Raw genomic sequence first — 13,551 nt, forward strand, 5'->3', positions numbered from 1 at the left:
TTACAGATTAAATCTAGGTTTTCAAATAGTAACCTACTAAATTAAAAAACAATAGCGGTTTTTGTGTAAACACAAAAACCGCTATTGTTTTTATATAAGCGTACCGGCTGGTTTCTGATGTTACTACTCTATTTATATTGAACAACTTCCATCGCAAGTTTCACTTGTTTGATCTATAGTTGCATTAATTCCATCATTTCCTTCCCATTCCTCCATTACCTCCGGTGCTGGTCTGGCATTAATTCCTTCTCCATAAACTGTTGCGGTGCCATGTGTGTAAAATGCTTCCCAATCAACACCTTGTGGATCTGTTATCCATGACTTTTGACTTTTAGAATAACAACAGGTACAATCTCCCTCTTCAAATATTTCTCCTTTTGCTTTTTCCATATTAGAATATACAACTTGTAACTCTTCTGCAGTATCTAATTGAAGCCCTAGATGCTCTATACCTGTTTCCTTGTGACCTGTTGATATCGCAAAATTAATGCTTGGATCATCTAACATCCATTTAGCATAATCAGGTTTCACCAATGTGACGGCTTTACCAAATAAAGCGTTATAAAAATTTATACTCTCTTTAAAATTTTTTACTCTTACGTGAACATGAAATCTTCTCATTTTTATTGTTTTAATGATTACTATTTATGTCAAGACTTCAGTTGTAATAAAAAGACGCAAAAAATTCTATTTTTTTTTCTTCAAAGCTATAAGTGGCTTACAAGTACCTTTTAGATCAATATGTATGGGAACTCCATATTTGTATGTTTCCAGATGATAACAGGTTATAATTTCTTGTTTTAACAATACCCGAGCTCGCTGTATTCTACTTTTAGTTGCACTAATACCAAGCCCTAGTTTAACAGCTATTTGTTTTTGAGAAATCCCTTCAAAATCTGCCATCTTTAAAGGAACCGCATATTTTTTAGGCAAAAAATCTACAAGAGGTTCTAAAAACAATGATAACTCTTCCCATTTGTTTAAATTTTCTTGATCTCCATCTATTCCAATCAATTCTCTTTTTTTTGCTTCTTTTTTTAGAATATCTAAGGATGCATTATGTGCAATTTGATATAACCAAGAGTTTAAATTGTTTATTTCGTGCTGTGAACAACATGATTTATGAATTTTTAATAATACTTCTTGCGTAACTTCTTCTGCAAGTTCTGTATTTCCAAATCGTGATAAGACATATCCATACAACTTCTCTTTAGATTTATTCCATATACTCCACACTTGTTTGTATTCTGTAATTTCCATTCTTACAGCCTGTGTAAAATTAATTAGGTATTCAGCTACCAATTAGACAAGTAGATTACATTAGCAATGAATTTTAGCAACAATGTAAAAGCGGTATACTAAGTTATATAATAAAGAACTCTTAACTAATTTATTATGAAAACAAAGCATACCACCAACCCAAAGTTATTTATTGTAATCGACGTACACAAGCGAAGTTGAAAAATTCATACAGCCACAGATCTTTTTGATGGGGCGACTCTTGCCATTCCTTCAACTGCCTATGCACTACAATAAATATTGTGATAGACATTTCAAGGGCCATCAGGTACATTACTGTTATGAGTCTGAAAGTTATAAGTTTAGCTATTCATCGTATATTTATATTATTTGGATGACATGTATAGTGGTAAATCCTGCAGATGTTCATAGACCGGCCAAAGCTCAGTTTCAAAAAACTGATAAAATTGATCCACGATTATTATGTAAAGAACTAAAAGATGAACGGTTCAAGGATATTGATATTAGACGTAAAATATGAACAACAACGCTTTCTATTTTGTTAGCAAAAAACAATTTGATAAACGATTTGCGTAATTAAAGTACTATTGGGCTAAAACGGGTAAATAATACCATTATATATCTGAATAGTGATCCGCTTCATTTGTAATTTTGGTGTTAGTACTTACTTTCTTGGCTATTTTTTACCGAATGAAGATTTCATGTTTAGTTTTTTAAACCATACTTGGTCCCCTTCACCATTCAGAAAATATTGTGGCACCTCTGTATTGGTTTTCTTAAAGTCAACATTGGCAGATACCCCAAATCCAAAACCGCAAGCGTTGGCCTGACCTACAGTCCGCACCATTAGAAGGTCATCTTTAAAAACAAACTTAAGATTACAATTTAAATATGCTGGCTCTACTTGGATGAACGATGCTGTACCATTAGTTTTTAAATGCATTTGCCCAGTGATTGAGCCCATGTTGTATGAGGGAGCTCCTCGATTAAGATCCAAATGAAAAAGTAAAGTGTTATCACTATTTGGATAAAGGTATGCAGTTCCATAAGGTCCGTCACCTTCAGATTGATAAGCAAAAGTTCCTCCATACCTATTAGAGTTTAAACTAAGTTTGGTAAAGGTTCCGTTATGCAGCAGCATCAAGGTGTCTCTTGCTTTCAGTATGTCCTCTTTGTCATTCAACCTGTAGGAAGATCTCACAATTAAACTGGCCTCTGCTTGAGGGATGATGTCATATGATTGATACCAAAATCCATGATGTGGATCACCCTTGCCTACCTGCTGATGATCGATCAGCTGCAAATCATGAGAATAAGTGACAAGGAAGTAGAAGTATTCTTCCATACTATCAACATTGATCTCAACATGATGAATATCATTGGTTTCATATAGGTAGTTTACGATGGTTCGATCATAAGATGATAAGTCAAAAACCTTGTTCATTTGAAGCTTTTCATAAAGCTTCTCGTCAATGATGAGCGTAGAGTCACTATAAAACTTGGGATTATAACCTGTCCTGGTAAGGACGGCCCAAGGGAAATTGATTTCATCCGTGTAGGATCGAAATTTTGCTGTTACTTCCAAGAGATTGCTGTTGCCATTATCTACGCGTAGGGTAGACAGGTGATAGCGGTCTTGCTTTTCACGGTTGATTATTACGGTGTAGGTATATTTACCATTATTGAAGGAATAGATGTCGTTTTCACCCTTTTGGATAAGCTCCTCTTTGTCCATCCTCAGTGCAAGGCTGGGTTTGACCTTCATAGATGCCCCTCTGTTCCAAGAAGCATAGCGATAACCTCCGTCCTCCAGTTTGTCAATACGAATGCGAAATTTCTCTGTTTCCAGCAAAGCTATAGGTGCTTTATATGATTGAATACTTGAGTGAAGAGTCTTATGTGAATAATCGGCAATCTCCGGCTCCATCTGCTTCATGTCAACTATCCTTTTTGAGATATTTGGTGCTTTTTCACGCGTTGTTTCATTTTTATCATTGCAGGCAATTAGAAATGCAATGAAGATATATGAGAGATATTTCATAAGAGATTAATTATCGATACAGAAGTTTGTCAATTATAGTGCCAATGATATCACGCTTTATTGTTAAATCTCATATTATAAGTTTTTATTTTTTATTATGAGCAATCTAAATGTGGTTCACCCTTTAAATCTTGGTATATTTGTTGCTAATTGAATTTGTCTAGCTACTAAATAAACATTGAATTAAGCAATATCTACATGAGGAAGAACTGGAATTGGAAGCTAACTGTGTTGATAATTATACATGTGATAATCATAATCAAGTTGATAAGCAACTCAGAAAGCCAAAATCATGGTATGGCTATTTTTAGTGGATTGGCGTTTTTTGCTTACTTGTTTTTATCATCACTCGTTTTCATTATCTGGTCACTGGTTAAATGGAAAAGCTGGTTTAATAATAAAAGAGCACGAAGTACGATCATTCTTTTATTTATGAGTATTTTGGTGCCTATTGCAGTGGTTTACATTTCTTCCAATCCGTATGAAACTACGGGTAAACAGCTCAGTTTTCTTGAGGGTGGTCAAACATTAGAGCGCCTCGTAACCTATAGAGGAGGTAAGCCCGTCTCTTTAACCTACCGAAAAAGGCTGGAGCCAAATGGGCCATACTTAAAGGATTCTACTTGGGTATTTTTTAATCGTGCTGGAGACACCACCAGAATTGAGGTCTATAAATTGGATTCACTTATCCTAAAGAAAGAGTTTTGAATATGTTGCTGAATGCTTCGCTTTTCAGTAAGCATGGCTATTTCTTCATTTTAGTCTCAACCTATATCTACTGCTTATTGTAGCCCTTTATTAGCACATAGGTCCTAAGGAAGCCAATGATTTTAGTTGCAATGAGTCTTTTTATTGATATATTCAGTTTTCCCAGGCATTTCCCATCCCCAAAATAGTTCATCTGCAAGGAAAAGATACCGTCTACGTACGTCTTAAGATTTCTTCCGCTTTCCATACGCAGCAGCTCATCTATGTATTTATTTGATTGATGAGCCAAGATTTATAGCTCTTTGCCGCTGAACAGAGAAAACAGTGACCGAATAAGATACACTTCAGTATGAGCAGAGAGGAGCAACCAACGGGCAGGCATCTGCCCTCTTTATTGAGTGCTTTTTGTTGTCTAACATGGGCCAATGCCTCGCCATATTCAGGTTGTAATTGTACTTCATCCCACTTTTAATAAAGTCTTCTTTGTAGAGTCGATGACTGCATCATCGCCTGCTTGTTGTAGTGTTTTAAATTTGCTAGTTCTGTCTACACCAGTTACCATGGCATCATAGCACGTGGTTATTTGCACAGCAATCCCAATACTAACTAATAGTGATCCAGTTTAGTCAACACGGCATTCATGCTCGGTCGTACCAACCGCATGAATGCTTAGTTGTTAGCATACCTTTTTATTTTTTGTATTCAATTCCGTTCTTAAATACCGAAACTACTGTCCTAATATTCTCAATTTCATCTAAAGGATTCTCTGAAAGTACTAAAAGATTTGCAACCTTTCCCTCCGAAATAGAACCATACATATTGTCAATTCCAATAACTTTTGCATTGTTTAGAGTTGCTGCCTTAATAGCCTCGATATTAGAAAATCCGCATTCAGTCAGTAATTTGACTTCATCTTGAACCCATTTAATGTTTTGATTTAAATCAGTTCCCGCAGCTATGGTTACGCCATTTTTATATGCTTCTGTGGTTATTCTCTGTGCCCAGTTATCCATTGAGGCTACATCCATTTTACTTCCAGCTATAGAAAGATGCTTAGTTGGATTATCACTTTCTGAATTATTTTCTGTTTTAGCCTTTCTAGGTCGAAGTTTTAGGCTCCAAGCAGATAATGTTGGTTCAAAAATTATGTCCTTTGATTTCATTTTATGAAAAAGTTCTATAAATTCTGAATCATTCGCTGTGGTATTTTTAAAGTCTTGACTGGGTAACGAATTTCTTATAGCCTCGTTGAAAGAGTCAGGCATATTACTTTCCTTTTCGAAAATCATTCCAACACTGTGAGATAGAACATCTATTTGTGCATTAACTGCATCAGATGGCTTACTTGGGAAAATGCTAGAATGGCTCCACATTTTTAGAGCATTTTTATGAGCAACAGAACTAATTTTAGAGAGTAATTCAGGACTTATGTTAGAATACACTTTTAGTCCCGTCACGCCAGCTTCTTTGGCTTCACTTACAATTTTTTCTATATCAGATGTGTTTTCTATCAGCCGCATCCAAGGCGCAGTACCAGGTTCATAGCCCATATTAGCAAACTTGGTTCTAGGGTCCTTGAGAAATTTTGGGCCAAAAACATTGGCTGAATAATAGATGTCAGGGCCCAGTAAAGTACCTTGTTTAATTTCTTTATTTAATGATTGGTATATTCTCGCATCTCCTCCCATATCTCGAACTGTTGTAATTCCAGAATAAAGTAGTTGATTTAAAATTTTATTTCGATTTTTTGGCCTAAAGAGATGAACGTGTGAGTCAATTAAACCGGGAACGACATAATGTCTTTTTAAATTAATTGTTTGTCCAACGCTACTGACATTTGCGATATCACTTTGCTGGATAGATTTGATTTTATCGTTCTCAATTATGATAGTCATATCATCTAATTGAGATAAATTTTCAACATCTACTATTGTAACGTTGGTTATCACAATTGTATATTCAGTGGTTTCCTGAGAAATGACGTGTGTAACAAAACCAAGTAAGATTGTTAGTAGTAAAATTGTTTCTTTTTTTTCATTCTTCTCTGTTTTTTAAATGTTCGTTAAGGGACATCCTTTACACAGGTTTAAGATTAAACGTTACAGTAAATTAGTTTTTAACCTTGTCGATTGTTGTTTGTTTCTAAGATCTCTCTCATCAAAGAAACCTAAAAATACATTTCTAAAAAAGACTTTCCAAATCCCATTTCCTAAATGTTCAATAGCAACATGTCTCAACACCAAAAACAAAATAATATAGGTGCTATTCACGTTCGTTTGTGGCATCTTCTAATTTTTCCATTACACGTTTCGCAGTTAATCCATGTAAAAAAATAGAGATCAAAATTACCAACGCTACAATAGAATAGAGGTTGTTAACGTCTTCAAAATCACCATGTTTGATACCATAAGTGAGGTAGAATACAGAGCCAACTCCGCGGATTCCAAAAAACGATATAGCCAATTTTTTCCTTTTGCTGAGGTTTGTTTTCAAAAGGCTTACAAAACCTAATAAGGGTCTTAACAGAAATACAAGGACTACACTTAAGATTACTGAATTTGTTGTGTTAAATTCTAAGATGCCGGCAACGATTGACCCTCCGAAAAAGACCATCCAAAAAATGATCAGGAATTTTTCTGTGTTGGATATAAAATATAAACTTGGGTCACTTTCAGTAGTTTTATTTTCTCGATGTTTTTTGTAGTTCGCAAAAAGTCCGGCAAAGAACACGCTTAAAAATCCGTACGAATTTAGAATTTCAGCTAGTCCGTAAGATATAAGTGTTAAGGATAACGCTACAAAGGCCGGATGTATCCGTCGTTCGTTTACATCACTTAACTTGTGAGTGACAAAGCTGTATGAATAACCTAAAATCATACCCACAAGCACACCTACCGCAACTTTATAAATCACATAAAAACCAATCCATTCTGCCCACTGGTCGAATCCCATCGTTTCATTTTTAGACCACAAAATGGCTAAAAATACGAACGGAAAAGCCATCCCATCGTTGAGTCCGGCTTCTGCGGTTAGGTTGTACTGTACCCCGACATTTTTGCTAGCGACGGTCTGTTTTTTGTTCAACTGAATTTCTGAAGCAAGCGCTGGATCTGTAGGTGCTAAAATGGCTGCCAAGAGTAAAGCTACCGGACCATCAAGATCTAAAAAATAGTACGAAATCAGAAATACGATGACGATATATAACGGCATCATAATAGCTAATAATCTAAGCGGATTTCTCCATTCCTTCCAGGAATAGTTAAGACCGATTTTTAATCCCGCGACCATAAGACTGATAACCACAACCAATTCGGTAAAATGAAGAGCAAAATCCAAAGGCCATGTAGGATCCGGCCATGGTAAGGGTGTATCGAGCAGATATAAAACAGCTCCAAGAAATAGTAGTGGTATGGTAAAACTGATCTTAAATTTCTTTAATAGAATGGGTAGAAAACTTGCAAATAGCGATGTAATGCCCACTATTAATAAAATGATATAATATTTATTCATCGCATCAGAGTTACATACAAATTTAGCACATTGCCACCGAATAAATATGCTATAATCTAACTGCTTATTATTCTTTTGACATATTAATAGCGATTTAAGTTAAGAAGGGAAGTACATACTACCCTAGCTTAAATGCCAATTAACAGAAAAACCAGCAATAAAAAATAAACATCCCATACAACATCGCAGGTGTCCAAACTATATGAAAGGAATACTGGTAACGGTGCATACTTTTGGTAGCAGAGGACCGCCAAATCACTGGCTCAAAATGATAAAGAGTAAACATACTGCTCCAAAAAGTAACACCCTTGTCGGGTAACGGGACAATTATGACCAAAAACAAAAGAAATATCAAAAAGAGGATACAATCGCGTTATAAAATCATCACAACCGCTATAACAAGTAGAAAGAAACGTTCATAAAATCGCAAGAACAAGGTATGTTGAACATGTTCAACGTCATCTAGCTCTATTTATCATTCAATTTTTGCTCAAAAAGTTGAATTTTATGATTCAATTCTTTTTTTAATTCGGCATTAGAAATTTCATTATCTAAAAAGGATTCATAGAAATTTGCCAATGAAAAATCTGCAATCACATTACCTCCTAGATACGGGAAATATGTTTTGGCAGATTGCAAGACTATTATGCCACCTCTAACACCTGGAGAAGTTGCCAATAGTAATATTGGTTTATCTTTCCATACTTTAATATCAATTCTGGATAGCCAGTCCAGCGTATTTTTGAAAAATACTGTATAAGACCCATTATGCTCTGCCAATGAGATAACCAATCCATCTGTAGACTCTATTAGACTATTTAGTCTTATTGCATTTTCAGGAATTCCATTTTCAGTTTCGAAATCAATTCCATAAAGAGGTAACTCAAAATCATTTAAATCTACAATATTTACTTCTACATTTTCAACTTTATTAGCTACATAAGTGGCTAGTGTTTTATTTATAGAGTGTTTACTATTACTTCCTCCTAAGGCTATTATTTTTTTCATTTTATACTTTGCTTATTTTTGTATGATTTCATTGTCTAAAGAAAATTTTCCGCCACCATTTATTAGAGTTGATGTAGCTAAACCTATAATAAGTAGCGAATATTCATAACCTTCTCCTTTTTGAACTCCAAACCAGTTCATGAAAAAACCATGTTCAATTTGTGCTGTGAAAATTATTCCTATGAATAGAAATAGTATTGCTAATGACCAAATTCTACTTGAAAACCCAATAATTAAGAAGATTGCTCCAAAAAACTCTGTTATGATTACCAAAAATGCTATTAGCCAAGGTAATTGCATTTGATGGGTTAAAGAATCCATAGTTGCTGTAAATCCATAACCGCCAAATAGCCCTAGCATTTTTTGCGCTCCATGAGGAAATAGCACTAATCCGAGTGTGAAGCGAGCAATTAATTGCCCCCAATTGTCATCTGTTTTAATAATTTTACGTATCATTTTTGTTGTTTTTAGTTATTAATTATGAAGAAATGTTTTCTTTACGAAGAGCCCTACCGATATTTTTTTTATTGGTGTTTTACCATATTGATCAAAGTCTGCAGCTAGACCAAATTGGGTTGTTTTATAGGAAAGTCCTGTTCTTACTTGTTGAAAACTTCGTGCATGTGTTGAAAATTTATCCCAATGGGTAAGTATTTGAGCGCTAAATAATAAACTCCATTGTTTTTTTAAAGGTTGCATATATTGCAATTGAACAAACAATTCTCCATTAATGAAATTCGTTAACTCTAAATGAGCAATTGAAGGGATAGTAGTGAAGGAAAATCTTTTTGCTTTTGTGGAGAATAGTAAAGAGATTCTTTCAGAAAAGCCAGCAACACTATTATGATAAAGAGAAGGTCCGATAGATATATGTTTGCTAAAATTCCAAAAAGCTGTAGTTTGTACTCCAAGTTCGTCAAAAATTATATTTTCCTTTTCATGATATTTTTGAAAGAAAGCTAAAGTTGAAATAGAGAATATTTTATTGTCATCAATTGGTCGAATTGAAAAATAAGTGAAATCAGTTTTAGCAATTCCAGAAGCAAGTTCTAATTGTGTGATTTGGGCTATCGCTTTTTGACTAAAAATCAAAAGGGATAGCATTAAAAAAGTATTTATTTTTTTCATATTACAAAGAACAGGATCTTTGCAGCAGAGAAAAATAATGTACATTAAGAAATTACATAGAAGCCATTTTTTTTCGTAACAAACTCAAAAATTCAGGTGTAACTCCTAAGTAAGCGGCAATGTTTTTTTGAGAAATTCGATTGAGTAAGGAAGGATATTTTTTGATAAAGTTGAGATAACGATCTTCAGCACTAAATGAAATATTTTGATCAGATCGCTGAATATAGGTAACTAATGATCTTTGATATAAAATTCTATAAAAACGTTCAAATTTTGGTATTCGTTCAAATAATAAATCAAAATTTTCTTTTGAAATTTGTAACACTTCAGATTCTTCAAGAGCTTGTATAAAATAATTTGCAGGTTGTTGAGTTATAAAACTTGCCATATCACCTGACCACCAATCCTTAACCGCAAACATAGATATGTGTTCGGAGCCTTTAGTGTCTATATTATAGACTTTTAAGCAACCTTTAGTAATAAAGTAGTCATGCCTAGCTATTTCTCCTTGCCTAAGTAAGAAATCTTTTTTTTTAATTTTCTTTTCTGTAAATAAAGAAATATATAAATCTTGTTCTTCTTGATTTAGATTTATAAAGCGACTGATATTTTTTAAAATTAATTCATACTTCATTTTCTCAGTAATTTCAAGAATTATTTTGTGTATTTCATTATTGCATAGAGTAAAGCCTGATAGTCCTACTCCTATTTGTATCTGTTAAAGATATAAATATTCTAGAACTATCAGTGCCCCCCTTCATCAAACCGTACGTGAACTTTTCGCCCATACGGCTTACCGATAGCGTTCTTCATTGCGCTTTCGAAAGTGTTTTTAAGCGAGCATACTTTTCTATATCCAATAGTTTATAAAACTTAACTAAGGTGTCATAGGGACGCTGGCGCAGCACTCGATGCGCTTTTCTTCCTTTTGCTCTCATCCATTTATAAAGCTTGTAATCCAGATGTTTCTTGATAATCTTCACCGTTTCTCAGATATGAGTGGTTTTAGCTATCGAAAAGTGATTTAACCATCCGATCAGTGTTTGATTCAGTTTCCAAACAATCCATGCTATACTCCAATGGCGTCATTTGTTGAACAATTCCCTTAGTTTTGCAAATAGTTTACTTCGGGATCACATACTAGGACGAACATTGGTATAATTTTTCTTGTTCCAACTGAACTTGGATCGGATCACACGAAACTGAAAACCTAGAAAATATAAACTACTCTTACCCGATGCCGAGTTCATTAGACGCTTTTGTTTACACATCCTGCCAAAAGGCTTTACCAGAATACGGCATTATGGTATCTTAAGTAGTAGCATAAAGAACAAAGTGCTACCCTTACTTAAAGGTCAACTAACAGAAAAACCAGCAATAAAAAATAAACATCCCATACAACATCGCAGGTGTCCAAACTGTAAGAAAGGAATACTGGTAACGGTGCACACTTTTGGTAGAAGAGGACCGCCAAATCACTGGCTCAAAATGATAAAGAGTAAACATACTGCCCCAAAAAGTAACACCCTTGTCGGGTAACAGGATACTTATGACCAAAAACAAAAGAAATATCAAAAAGAGGATACAATCGCGTTATAAAATCATCACAACCGCTATAACAAGTAGAAAGAGACCTTCATAAAACCGCAAGAACAAGGTATGTTGAACATGTTCAACGTCATCTAACTCTATAGAAACACTTAGCAATCCCCATACTAATTAATATCGACCCGGTTTAGTCAACACGGCCTTCATGCTCGGTCGTACCGACCGCATGAAGGCTTAGTTATTGTGCCCAGTTATTTTTCTATTCCATTGAATATTTCAAAGTGTTGGAAAGCCATTTCTTTTTGGTCGATTGTGCTGAAAATAGGCATTAGTTCTTCGGTTTTCATTGCTTTTTCGGACGCGTCTTTTGCCGACTTTAAGTCTGTCCAGTAAACAATGTCTAAAAACTTTCCATCTTCTGCCAAAGCGGTTTTTCTTGCTACAAATCCAGGTTGTCTACTTACAAAGTCGTTGAGCTTTGTAATGGATTCTTTTGCTTTTTTTGGACCTATGCCATCTACAGATTTCCACAGTACCATTTCGATAATTCTTGCTTGTTCCATATTACTTTTCTTTGTGTCCGACTGCTCACAACTGAATGCAGACAAGACGATTAAACCAATGATTAATTTTTTCATAGGTCAAAAGTAAAATGAGCAAGTGACAGCCCTATGTCAACTATGTTTGGAAACTTTCAAAATATTCTTGTAAACTGAAGTCATTTTGCTTTTCAAAAGGTAATAAAGTGCTGTTTAGGTGAATGATTCTATCTAATCTAAACTCTCGCAGTTCATCTCGAAGGTGGCAAAAAGCTATTACAATCCATACATTATTGGTGAAATAGATAGCTTGTGGTTCAATATTTCGTTTAGTAAGCTCTTCTTTATAAAGCGAGTTGTATGAAATGTTAACCTGTGTTTTTGCTGAAATAGCATTTTGAATATCCGATAGCCAATTGCTCTCAATGATATCACCTTTGCGAAAGTTTATAGTTCGATTTGAAAGTAATTCTAAATTGTCTTTCTGAAAATTTTTAAGTGTTGCTTTAATTTTAAAAAGCAATGAATTGAAATTTTTGGATAGTGATTTATCACCTTGATTTTTAATAAATATTTCAGATGCAATTAAGCTGTTTGCTTCTTCTTCGGTTAGTGATATAGGTGGCAATCTATAACCATCAACTATAAAGTACCCAACTCCATTTTCTGAACCGATTGGTACTCCTGCCTCTTGCAGTGTCTTAATGTCTCTATATACTGTTCTCAGGCTGATTTCAAAGCGTTCAGCTATCTCTTTTGCTGTTACAACCTTTTTTGATTGCAGTTGAATAAGTATTGCAGTTATTCTTGTGAGTCTGTTCATATTGATATAATAACTGAAATTTTATCATCTAAATTCAGATTGGCTTTTCTTCTAATGTCAGCTTTTATTGGAAGTAGATAGGTATCAAGTTTTTTGTCGAACCAAATCGCTGTTTCCCATTCAATTCCATTTACGTTAGCAGTGGCCTTCATTCTTCCCCAACCTTCTTCTTGCCATTTTAAGTGTTCTCGAATTTCTTTAGAAATATCTTTTGGCAAAGAGACAAAAAACCATCCTCCACTTGCATTGTGTTTCCAAATTTTACCTGAAAACTCGTATTTAATTCTGGCTTGCAATTTCTTGTCTATTTTGATTCAGTTCTTGGTTTGTTCTAATTGGGCAGTAGAGTAGAGCCTGATAGTCCTACTCCTATTTGTATCTGTTAAAGATATAAATATTCTAGAACTATCAGTGCCCCCTTCATCAAACCGTACGTGAACTTTTCGCTCATACGGCTTACCGATAGCGTTCTTCATTGCGCTTTCGAAAGTGTTTTTAAGCGAGCATACTTTTCTATATCCAATAGTTTATAAAACTTAACTAAGGTATCATAGGGGCGCTGGCGACGCACCCGATGCGCTTTTCTTCCTTTTGCTCTCATCCATTTATAAAGCTTGTAATCCAGATGTTTCTTGAGGATCTTCACCGTTTCCCAGATATGAGTGGTTTTAGCTATCGAAAAGTAGTTTAACCATCCGATCAGTGTTTGATTCAGTTTCCAAACAATCCATGCTATACTCCAATGGCGTCATTTGTTAAACAATTCCCTTAGTTTTGCAAATAGTTTACTTCGGGATCGCATACTAGGACGAACATTGGTATAATTTTTCTTGTTCCGACTGAACTTGGATCGGATCACACGAAACTGAAAACCTAGAAAATACAAACTGATCTTATCCGATGCCGAGTTCATTAGACGCTTTTGTTTACACATCCTGCCAAAAGGCTTTACCAGAATACGGCATTATGGTATCTTAAGTAGTAGC

16 protein-coding genes and 2 pseudogenes are annotated in these 13,551 nt (G+C 34.7%); 4 read left to right on the forward strand and 14 right to left on the reverse strand.

Annotated elements, in window-relative coordinates; all coding sequences use genetic code 11:
* Window positions 1-132 precede the first annotated feature (132 nt).
* Window positions 133-621, reverse strand: coding sequence for a VOC family protein (locus BD809_RS08325; protein WP_211356703.1), 489 nt, complete (start codon window positions 619-621; stop codon window positions 133-135).
* Between the two features lie 66 nt (window positions 622-687).
* Window positions 688-1,260, reverse strand: a complete 573-nt coding sequence (locus BD809_RS08330) for a sigma-70 family RNA polymerase sigma factor (protein ID WP_148782507.1) — start codon at window positions 1,258-1,260, stop codon at window positions 688-690.
* Window positions 1,261-1,633: 373 nt separating this feature from the next.
* Between BD809_RS08330 and BD809_RS15595 the strand changes: the two genes are divergently transcribed.
* Complete coding sequence (locus tag BD809_RS15595; RefSeq protein WP_170251829.1) at window positions 1,634-1,780, forward strand: hypothetical protein; 147 nt, start codon at window positions 1,634-1,636, stop codon at window positions 1,778-1,780.
* A gap of 156 nt (window positions 1,781-1,936) precedes the next feature.
* Here BD809_RS15595 and BD809_RS08335 read toward each other — a convergent pair whose 3' ends face one another.
* Entirely contained in the window at window positions 1,937-3,025 is a 1,089-nt protein-coding gene (locus tag BD809_RS08335; protein WP_148782508.1) for a hypothetical protein, read from the reverse strand.
* A 573-nt stretch (window positions 3,026-3,598) separates the two neighbouring features.
* On the opposite strand from BD809_RS08335, the gene BD809_RS08340 reads away from it, so the two are divergent.
* Window positions 3,599-4,009 carry a hypothetical protein gene (locus tag BD809_RS08340; RefSeq protein WP_148782509.1) on the forward strand — a complete coding sequence of 137 codons (411 nt, stop codon included), beginning with the start codon at window positions 3,599-3,601 and terminating at the stop codon, window positions 4,007-4,009.
* Between the two features lie 689 nt (window positions 4,010-4,698).
* Here the strand turns inward: BD809_RS08340 and BD809_RS08345 are convergent.
* The 7 genes from BD809_RS08345 to BD809_RS15835 form a co-directional block, all read right to left on the reverse strand.
* The gene (locus tag BD809_RS08345) at window positions 4,699-5,904 is read right to left on the reverse strand and encodes an amidohydrolase family protein (RefSeq protein ID WP_148782510.1); all 1,206 of its coding nucleotides are present in this window, start codon (window positions 5,902-5,904) and stop codon (window positions 4,699-4,701) included.
* A 367-nt stretch (window positions 5,905-6,271) separates the two neighbouring features.
* Window positions 6,272-7,519: a cation:proton antiporter gene (locus BD809_RS08355; protein WP_148782512.1), complete on the reverse strand. Its 1,248-nt coding sequence runs from the start codon at window positions 7,517-7,519 to the stop codon at window positions 6,272-6,274.
* Between the two features lie 468 nt (window positions 7,520-7,987).
* Entirely contained in the window at window positions 7,988-8,527 is a 540-nt protein-coding gene (locus tag BD809_RS08360) for an NADPH-dependent FMN reductase (protein WP_148782513.1), read from the reverse strand.
* Between the two features lie 12 nt (window positions 8,528-8,539).
* Window positions 8,540-8,983 carry a DoxX family protein gene (locus BD809_RS08365; protein WP_148782514.1) on the reverse strand — a complete coding sequence of 148 codons (444 nt, stop codon included), beginning with the start codon at window positions 8,981-8,983 and terminating at the stop codon, window positions 8,540-8,542.
* A gap of 18 nt (window positions 8,984-9,001) precedes the next feature.
* The gene (locus BD809_RS08370) at window positions 9,002-9,655 is read right to left on the reverse strand and encodes a hypothetical protein (protein WP_148782515.1); all 654 of its coding nucleotides are present in this window, start codon (window positions 9,653-9,655) and stop codon (window positions 9,002-9,004) included.
* Window positions 9,656-9,707: 52 nt separating this feature from the next.
* Window positions 9,708-10,289 (reverse strand): Crp/Fnr family transcriptional regulator, encoded by a 582-nt coding sequence (locus BD809_RS08375; protein ID WP_148782516.1) that lies wholly within the window; start codon window positions 10,287-10,289, stop codon window positions 9,708-9,710.
* 175 nt (window positions 10,290-10,464) lie between these two features.
* Window positions 10,465-10,638 (reverse strand): hypothetical protein, encoded by a 174-nt coding sequence (locus tag BD809_RS15835; protein WP_246131475.1) that lies wholly within the window; start codon window positions 10,636-10,638, stop codon window positions 10,465-10,467.
* Window positions 10,639-10,870: 232 nt separating this feature from the next.
* Between BD809_RS15835 and BD809_RS08385 the strand changes: the two are divergent.
* Window positions 10,871-11,194: pseudogene (locus BD809_RS08385) on the forward strand (transposase); the annotation flags it as partial.
* Between the two features lie 260 nt (window positions 11,195-11,454).
* Here BD809_RS08385 and BD809_RS08390 read toward each other — a convergent pair.
* The 4 genes from BD809_RS08390 to BD809_RS15600 form a co-directional block, all read right to left on the reverse strand.
* Window positions 11,455-11,841: a hypothetical protein gene (locus tag BD809_RS08390; protein ID WP_148782517.1), complete on the reverse strand. Its 387-nt coding sequence runs from the start codon at window positions 11,839-11,841 to the stop codon at window positions 11,455-11,457.
* A 40-nt stretch (window positions 11,842-11,881) separates the two neighbouring features.
* The gene (locus BD809_RS08395) at window positions 11,882-12,565 is read right to left on the reverse strand and encodes a helix-turn-helix transcriptional regulator (protein ID WP_148782518.1); all 684 of its coding nucleotides are present in this window, start codon (window positions 12,563-12,565) and stop codon (window positions 11,882-11,884) included.
* The gene (locus BD809_RS08400) at window positions 12,562-12,861 is read right to left on the reverse strand and encodes a DUF1905 domain-containing protein (RefSeq protein ID WP_211356704.1); all 300 of its coding nucleotides are present in this window, start codon (window positions 12,859-12,861) and stop codon (window positions 12,562-12,564) included. Before BD809_RS08400 ends, BD809_RS08395 begins: the two co-directional genes overlap by 4 nt.
* 176 nt (window positions 12,862-13,037) lie before the next feature.
* Window positions 13,038-13,301, reverse strand: a complete 264-nt coding sequence (locus tag BD809_RS15600) for a group II intron maturase-specific domain-containing protein (RefSeq protein WP_262712885.1) — start codon at window positions 13,299-13,301, stop codon at window positions 13,038-13,040.
* A gap of 157 nt (window positions 13,302-13,458) precedes the next feature.
* Here BD809_RS15600 and BD809_RS08410 point away from each other — a divergent pair.
* Window positions 13,459-13,551, forward strand: a pseudogene (locus tag BD809_RS08410) (transposase); the annotation flags it as partial.

The organism is Aquimarina intermedia, from assembly GCF_008124785.1.
In the GTDB taxonomy this organism is placed as follows: Bacteria; Bacteroidota; Bacteroidia; order Flavobacteriales; family Flavobacteriaceae; genus Aquimarina; species Aquimarina intermedia.